This window comes from Bacillus sp. JJ1474 (genome assembly GCF_036965225.1).
Classification (GTDB): domain Bacteria; phylum Bacillota; class Bacilli; order Bacillales; family Cytobacillaceae; genus Cytobacillus.
On sequence record NZ_JBALPC010000008.1, the window covers coordinates 90,930 to 98,776 of the forward strand.

Below are 7,847 nucleotides of genomic sequence, written 5' to 3' on the forward strand. Positions count from 1 at the left end.
TTTGTTTTATAAAAAAAAATTTGGGTATTATATAAAAAATACCCAAATTCACTTACATATAGTAGATTAACATAAATTTTTTTGTCGGGAAATAGGATTACTAGATTTTAGAAATTGTTAAAGTATTCCTCTAAACCTTTCGTGATCCCAACGGCCGCTTTTTTGCGGAATGCTGTTGTTTTTAGTAACGCTTCTTCATTTGGGTTAGAAATGAATGCTAGTTCAACAAGAACACTTGGAAGATCATTCATACGGTTTACATAGAATGATTGTTCCTTTACACCTCTATTATACGTATTCATAGAGGAAACCATATTTTTCTGAATTGCGGTTCCTAGCGTTTTACTTCTAGGACCGTTAAAGTTAACGGTTGAATTATAATAGGTCGTTGTTCCTTTAGATGTTGAAGAAAAAGAGTCTCCGTGAATGCTAATGAATGCATCCGCCTGTGAACGATTTGCGATATCGGTTCTTTGTGATAGCTCTAAAAAGATATCTGTACTCCTAGTTAAAGTGACAATCGCTCCATATGCTTCCAGTTCCTCCTTGAGGATTAGAGCAGTGCCTAAATTCACATCTTTTTCTTTTAGCCCAGTCGGACCAACAGCCCCTGCGTCTTTTCCGCCATGCCCGGCATCAATAATAACATGCTTGCCAAGCAGTCCTAATGGGACAATTTTGATGGATAACTTATCGTTATAATCTCTGATTGTAAAAGAGTAGCCTGGCTCAAAAGTGATGATTACAGATTTTTCACTGCCGGACGAAATAGTCTCAACGGATTGAATTCCTGGAATGTTCCCTTTTGGCAGATCAACGTCCGTTAATCCTCCGGAAAGCTTTAGTCGATTGGACGATAAAGTAGAGTAGGAGATTGAATATTTACTAGGCTTCTTCCAGTTTAAGTATTGATGCCCATCCAAACTTGTTACTTCAGGAGAAAGAAGCTTCTTCTCTAATAACTGGAGGGAATCCATATGTGTATCCTGAATCCAGCCTGTATTTCCAGATGAGCTCTTTACTTGAAGCCAATATTGACCAAGTGAATTCGTAAAGTCACCAACAAAAGTTATAGTACTATTCTTTTTTAGAACTTCCTTTACTTTATATTGGGTTGAAGCACCGGAATGTAAAGAAATATTGCTAGCTCCTACAATGAGGATAGCTCCTTTACTTAAGGTAGGCTTAGTTGATACGACCGTTGCATGCACCCAAACTGTTTGATTAGAACTGTTGAGGGCTTTGTACCATAGTTCACCGCTTGTGTCGTATGCCTTGTCTATAGCTGTTAACAAAGTTCCCATTGTCGCTTGATCAATAACAGAATCATTTGTTGATGGGCCGCTTCTTAAATTGGCTACTGCCACACTTACATATAAATCAATATTTAATGATTCAGTTGCACTGATTGTATTAGCTGGAACCCAGCCTAATAATGTTGGGGAAACCTCAACTCTTAACCAAGTAGCTCCGTTTGCATTTGTAAAATGATCAATGACTTTTACCTTTTGGTTCACTGAAAGCTTACCTACAGATGCATAGGAGTCAGTTGCCCCTTTTCTTACATCAATTCCGTTTTGACTGCTGTATACATAGCTGCCAACCTCTGGAAGGGGGTTAGTCTCTGTATCAGGAGGGCTTGGCAGATTGGCAGCGGGCTTAAAGGCATCCTCGTGAATCCAGCCCTTAATAGTCCCTAAGTCTGCACGATACCAGGTTTCTCCAGCGGCATTTTTAAATGTGTCCATTATGGTGATCTTTTGATTTTTATAAACGTATGTAACAATGCTGTAGGATCCAGTGGCACCCTTTCTGACTGCGGCCTTTGATTGAACTGTCTTGCTTTCTATAGCAGGAGGTGCAGGCTTCGAATCGGTCACCGGGGTTAAGTAGCTTTGAATGACCCATCCTTTAATCGAACCAACTTCGATTCGGTACCATAATTCCCCTTTGCTATTTTTAAAGGTATCGATTACTTTTACCTTCGTTCCTTTTGATAGCTTTGTTACTACTTCATAAGAGGTTGTAGCGCCTTTTCTAACATTTACTTGATCTTCTGTAATGGTTGCTTCTTTCCCTGTTTGCAGAGGAGATTGATTAGTAGAATTCTCGGTAAAGCTGCTCGCTAATCCCCATCCTTGTTTGCTGCCTAAATCAACTCGATACCATGTTTCACCAGCTGAGTTGATGAATTCATCAATAACTGTCACACTTTTTCCTATTGGAAGAGATGTAATTAGAGGATAGGCAGTTGTAGCGCCTTTTCTAATCTCAACATTTTGGTCTACGAACATATTAGCCGGAGTATTTAGGTTTTCCGCTTGTACGATGGCAGGAAATAAAGCAGCAGTGGCAAGAACAGAAGAGGCAATGAGTTTTTTCAAATTTCTTCCCTCCGTCGACAAAATTTAATAGATACTACCTTATTCTAGCGAATTTTGTCTAATCTTCCAACCCGTAAAAGCAAATTTAGGCATTTATAATTATGAAAAAAATGTAAGGTGGTAGATTAAGCTAAAAATAGAAATGTTTGATGTTTTCTTTTAGAAGGTGAGGGAGACAAAAACGTTATGGTTGAGTTGTTCAATGTAAGGGTTTAGTGGGGAAGGAGATAAAAGGTAACATAGGGTTGTTCAATGTGAGGGTTTTGAAGGTGAAAGAGTTAAAACGGTAACATTGAATTATTCAATGTAAGGGTTCAGCAGGGGAAGGAGACAAACGGCAAACATAGAATCGTTTCAATCTCAGCATTGGCTGAGCAAAGCACCTCATTTTAGAGAAAAAAAACAAAAAAAAAGCTGCCTCAGCATAGCATCGGCAACTTTTAAATGTCTATTAAATTTGTAATCTGCTAAAAAGTGAAATTAGTATTCTACACCAGTTGATGCCTGTTCAGAAGCACTCGAATCGGATGATTGATTTCCCGTCAGGTTATTGGTAGTCGTGTTGTTGAGCGTGTTATTGAGAATCGTGCTAATTTCTTCGATGGAATCATCTTCTGGGAAAAAGTAAGAGATCCCATTATATTTACCGTCTGTTCCTCTTAAAGCAAGGGTTTGAATTTCTGAACTTTTTAGTTTCGAATAAAGTTTAACAAAACTAGCAAATTGAGATGGAGGGATGTTTGTTTTTACATTCTCTCCAAGATCTCCTAGTATATCATCAATTTTTGTAATTGTACCAAAAGAAGTGCCTTTGTCAATGATCGCTTTTATGACTTCTTTTTGTCTTTCATTACGTCCTTTGTCACCTTCTGGATCCTTTTTTCTCATCCTTACGTAGGCAAGTGCCTCATTTCCATTTAAGTCCATTTGGCCTTCGTAGTAGGTTTTCCATTTTAAACTTCCGGTTAATTGGGCTTTAAATGTAAAAGGAACATTCACCTGTACGCCGCCAAGGGTGTCAACGATATCTTCAAAGCCATCGAAATTTGTCGTGATATAGTAATCAATCGGCACATCCAATAACTGATTAACTGTTTCTATAGTGGACTCTACGCCGCCATAGCTATAGGATTCCGTGATTTTTGTCTGGAAACCGGCTGCTGGAATCATCGTTCTAGTATCCCGAGGAATGCTGAGCATGGAAACCTCTCCTGTTTGCGGACTGACTGTTACTAGCATGATGACATCAGACCTTGAGCCGCCGCCTTGCTCTTCTATCCCTAGTAAAAGAATATTAAAAGCATCCTTCGTAATTTTAACTTCTTCTGTACGATGATTCTTTACTTTATCCCGATCAATTTCTTTATAAATATTCTTACTGGCTAAGTTGGCATGATAAAATACGTTATAAGCAAAATAGGACCCGCCACCTAAAAGAAGGAGCAGGAAAAGGAGGACAGTAATTCGCCAAAAGCGTTTTTTTCTGTTTTTTCGCCTATTTGACCTAGATTTAGACATTCTATCCCTACTTTATTTATTAATATAGTGTTTTTTGAACAAGGAAAAAATGTTGAAACAATAGTTAATTTTACATAAATAATAGGCAATCGTAAATATAATTATTTTCCCACTTCTTCCTCCAAATACACCTTGTCACCTTTCGACATAACACCTTGTCCATTCGTAAGCTCAACCATCCAGTCAATGAAGTTCTCCGTTTGCTCATCTTCGACATACGTTTCAAACTCGACATTATCAAGGTAATGGATATCTTTAATCGTATAAACAGACGAGCGGAGTTCATTTTCTAGCTTGCCAAGCCAGGTGTAATCGACTTTTGTATGCATGACTCTCATTAATTTCCGTTCGACGATACCGGTTGCATCGATGCCTTCAGAGGTGGCTTTTCCATAGGCGCGGATCAGTCCGCCGGCACCAAGCTTAATTCCGCCGAAATAACGGGTAATCACAACGGCTGTATCTTTAAGATGTTTTTTCTTCAATACTTCAAGAATGGGAACTCCGGCTGTGCCGCTTGGCTCTCCGTCATCGTTTGCCTTTTGAATTTGATCATTTTCACCGATCATATAGGCAGAGCAGTTATGGGTAGCATCCCAGTGCTTCTTTTTGATTTGCTGGATAAAGTCCTGGGCTTCTGCCTCAGTCTCCGCTCTTGTCACATAAGCAATAAATCGCGATTTTTGGATGACGATTTCGTTTTCGCCGTATCCTTTAACTGTATAGTAACGGGGCAGCATATAACCGCTCCTTTCTCTTCTTACATTGAATCGCTTTTCTACATTATAATACGAAACGAAAGTTTGAGAACAACCTTGCTTCCTGTTTGTCGTGGCTGATCACAAGTGACTATTCTTAGCAGGGATTCGATTGTTTCGAGGCGCTTCCGCTTTTATCATTATAATTCGACACGAATCTTACATCAATGAATAATGGCAAAAGTTACGCCTTTTCCTAAAATATAATAAATTTGAAAAAAATAGTTTGTTTTGTAATGAAATCTTAATATAGCATTTTTAGTCCCATGGTATAATGACACTATCCTCATAGTGAGAAATTAGGCTAGTACAGATTGTAGGCTGCTTAACGCTAAAACACTTTTGGATCTGGTCACACGTATAGTCATTATACTAGGATATAAGACATAGAGAAAAAACTCAAGTGTGAGGCTTTTTACCGATTTTTTCATGATTTAGTATAATTTAATGGGCGGAATGATAGTATCTCTTATTAAATAAAACTAATATAATGGATATAGGTAATGGGCTTAAAAGAAGGTACCTAGTAATATTATTCATTGTAAACATGCCGTTAGTACTCTTCCGATCGCTGCAAGGCTATAAATACTAAGTTGAGAGGTAATGAGCCTTTGCTAGCCCGCCAAATTGAGTTAGACCCTAGTGAAACTCATGCGATGTTTTGGGCGTCTAATCATTGGAGGAAAATCTTATGAGTAATAAGAAATTTGATACGAAAACACTTGATATGATTTTAGAGCAAATGGTTGAAGCAGTTGGTTCGAGCAAGGACGAAGTGTTTCAAATTGGTGAACAATGCCGCAAGGAGCATTTAACATTATCCGATGAGCTAAAAGAAGTGAAGGTGCTTGTCAAAAAGTCCATTGACGAAGGGGACAAGCTTGAGGCTCAGACTCGTTTTGCCAGAAAGAAGCTTTCCGAGGTTAGCAAGCACTTTAAGGACTATTCTGAGGCTGAGGTTCGGGACGCTTATGAAAAGGCTCACCGCCTGCAAATGGATTATACCATGAATCAGCAGCTCGAAAAGCAGCTCCGGGACAGGCGGGATGATATTGAGAGAAGGCTCGTGGGCTTAAATGATACAATTGAACGTGCCGAGCATTTGATATCGCAAATTTCAGTGGTTATGAATTATTTAATGAGTGATCTGAAACAGGTTGGAGAAATGCTAGAAAACGCCAAGCTGAAACAGGAATTTGGCTTGAAAATTATCGAAGCGCAGGAAGAAGAGCGAAAGCGGCTGTCCCGTGAAATTCACGATGGCCCCGCACAGATGATGGCGAATGTGATGATGCGTTCCGATTTGATTGAACGAGTATATAAGGAGCAAGGGGGTCCTGCAGCAATTGGGGAAATCCGCGATCTTAAGAAAATGGTCCGAAGCGCCCTCTATGAGGTTCGAAGGATTATTTATGATTTGCGCCCGATGGCCCTTGACGATTTAGGTTTAGTCCCAACCCTCAAAAAATACCTAGTGACCATCGAAGAATATCATAAGTCGATTAGAATAGATTTTTCAAATATAAAAGAGGAAAAACGCCTGCCTGGTAAATATGAAGTAGCTCTTTTCCGCCTTATTCAGGAATCCGTGCAAAATGCTTTAAAGCATGCAGAGGCCAATAAGATCACAGTCGGACTGGAAATTGATAAATCGAAGGTAACGGTTGTCATTAAAGATGATGGAAAAGGCTTCGATATTCAAGAAAAGAAGCACAATTCCTTTGGGATTATGGGCATGAGAGAAAGAGTCGAGTTGCTGGAAGGACAGATAGCCATCGATTCAGCAGTTGGAAAAGGGACCATTGTCATCATACAGGTTCCATTACAATTATAACTAATTGTTTTTTACTACATAGGTTTTAAAGAGATTGTGACCTTGTAAAAAATGCAGATCTTATACCCGCAGAATTGGTTCTCTTACTGAGAAGCGGCTTTTGCAAACAAAAAGGCGTTCGTAACAGAATCAACACGCAGGTATTTAAATAGTAATTGTAGAATTATAAGAGGAAAAAAATAGAATTAGACAAATTGGGATTTATTTGGGAGGGAACACAATTGACTACAAAGATTGTCATAATCGATGACCACCAATTGTTTAGAGAAGGTGTAAAGAGAATACTAGATTTTGAAAAATCATTCTCGGTTGTTGCAGAAGGTGATGACGGCTGCGAGGCATTAGCCCTTGTAGAAAAAAATCTGCCAGATGTTGTAATCATGGATATCAATATGCCAACAACAAACGGAGTAGAAGCAACGAGACAGTTAATTGAGAAATATCCAGAATCGAAAGTCATCATTCTATCTATTCACGATGATGAAAATTATGTTTCTCATGCACTTAAAACTGGCGCTAGTGGATATTTATTGAAAGAAATGGATGCGGATGCATTAATCGAGGCTGTAAAGGTTGTTGCAGATGGCGGATCCTACCTGCATCCAAAAGTTACTCATAATTTGGTGAATGAATATCGCCGTCTAGCACTTGAAGAGTCAGGAAAGGGTGGAGGCTACACACAAAGAGTAGAAATTCGCCGCCCGCTTCACTTGTTAACTCGCCGCGAATGCGAAGTCCTTCAGCTGCTTGCTGACGGAAAAAGCAACCGAGGCATCGGTGAAGCTATCTTCATCAGCGAAAAAACGGTTAAAAACCACGTAAGTAATATTCTTCAAAAGATGAATGTAAACGACCGTACTCAAGCCGTTGTCGTAGCGATTAAAAATGGCTGGGTGGAAGTCCGCTAAATTTTGTCGGTGCAGGGCACCATTCATTGGACAGTAATTAAATTGTAAAGAAAAAAACACGTGATGGCTGTTAAAAGCTATGACGTGTTTTTTACTTTATTTTAATAACGCGGCTGCGATCGTTTGAAGTAGTGACATGATTTTGGAACCTCTTTTGCGTGCACATTGAATCATCAGAACGATTTCATCTACTTCCCGTGGAGAGGAAACCTCAAGTAACCAGTCTGCTAATTCATCCCCGCTAATAGAATAGTTCATATTTGGTACCTTGATTGATTTGTGTCGGCCCAGCTCGCTTTTTAATAGATTGAATTTATAATTCTGTAGCATTTTTATTTTAAATTCCCCCGAACAATAAAAAATCTTTTTTCCATCCTTATCTCCCTTTGAAGAAATCGAGGGCACTTTGTTAAGGATATTTATCGCAGATTAATGGGCGATGAGA

6 protein-coding genes are annotated in these 7,847 nt (G+C 39.1%); 2 read left to right on the forward strand and 4 right to left on the reverse strand.

Annotation, left to right across the window (positions count from 1 at the left end; genetic code table 11):
* Positions 1 to 107: 107 nt before the first annotated feature.
* The 3 genes from V7164_RS01500 to V7164_RS01510 all read right to left on the reverse strand — a co-directional run bounded on the left by V7164_RS01500 (position 108) and on the right by V7164_RS01510 (position 4,642).
* Complete coding sequence (locus tag V7164_RS01500) at positions 108 to 2,384, reverse strand: SH3 domain-containing protein (protein WP_335353290.1); 2,277 nt, start codon at positions 2,382 to 2,384, stop codon at positions 108 to 110.
* A 480-nt stretch (positions 2,385 to 2,864) separates the two neighbouring features.
* Positions 2,865 to 3,902, reverse strand: coding sequence for an LCP family protein (locus V7164_RS01505; RefSeq protein ID WP_335353291.1), 1,038 nt, complete (start codon positions 3,900 to 3,902; stop codon positions 2,865 to 2,867).
* A 101-nt stretch (positions 3,903 to 4,003) separates the two neighbouring features.
* The gene (locus V7164_RS01510) at positions 4,004 to 4,642 is read right to left on the reverse strand and encodes a YigZ family protein (RefSeq protein ID WP_335353292.1); all 639 of its coding nucleotides are present in this window, start codon (positions 4,640 to 4,642) and stop codon (positions 4,004 to 4,006) included.
* Positions 4,643 to 5,351: 709 nt separating this feature from the next.
* Between V7164_RS01510 and V7164_RS01515 the strand changes: the two genes are divergently transcribed.
* Both V7164_RS01515 and V7164_RS01520 read left to right on the forward strand, forming a co-directional pair.
* Positions 5,352 to 6,494 (forward strand): sensor histidine kinase, encoded by a 1,143-nt coding sequence (locus V7164_RS01515; protein WP_335347062.1) that lies wholly within the window; start codon positions 5,352 to 5,354, stop codon positions 6,492 to 6,494.
* A gap of 221 nt (positions 6,495 to 6,715) precedes the next feature.
* Positions 6,716 to 7,402, forward strand: a complete 687-nt coding sequence (locus V7164_RS01520) for a response regulator transcription factor (RefSeq protein WP_335347061.1) — start codon at positions 6,716 to 6,718, stop codon at positions 7,400 to 7,402.
* 96 nt (positions 7,403 to 7,498) lie between these two features.
* Here V7164_RS01520 and V7164_RS01525 read toward each other — a convergent pair whose 3' ends face one another.
* Positions 7,499 to 7,732: a hypothetical protein gene (locus tag V7164_RS01525; RefSeq protein WP_335347060.1), complete on the reverse strand. Its 234-nt coding sequence runs from the start codon at positions 7,730 to 7,732 to the stop codon at positions 7,499 to 7,501.
* Positions 7,733 to 7,847 lie beyond the last annotated feature (115 nt).

Excerpts from the sequence above, each read along its gene's own strand:
- V7164_RS01505 (WP_335353291.1), bottom strand. The coding sequence starts at position 3,902 with ATGTCTAAATCTAGGTCAAATAGGCGAAAAAACAGAAAAAAACGCTTT.
- V7164_RS01510 (WP_335353292.1), bottom strand. The coding sequence starts at position 4,642 with ATGCTGCCCCGTTACTATACAGTTAAAGGATACGGCGAAAACGAAATC.
- V7164_RS01515 (WP_335347062.1), top strand. The coding sequence starts at position 5,352 with ATGAGTAATAAGAAATTTGATACGAAAACACTTGATATGATTTTAGAG.
- V7164_RS01525 (WP_335347060.1), bottom strand. The coding sequence starts at position 7,732 with ATGCTACAGAATTATAAATTCAATCTATTAAAAAGCGAGCTGGGCCGA.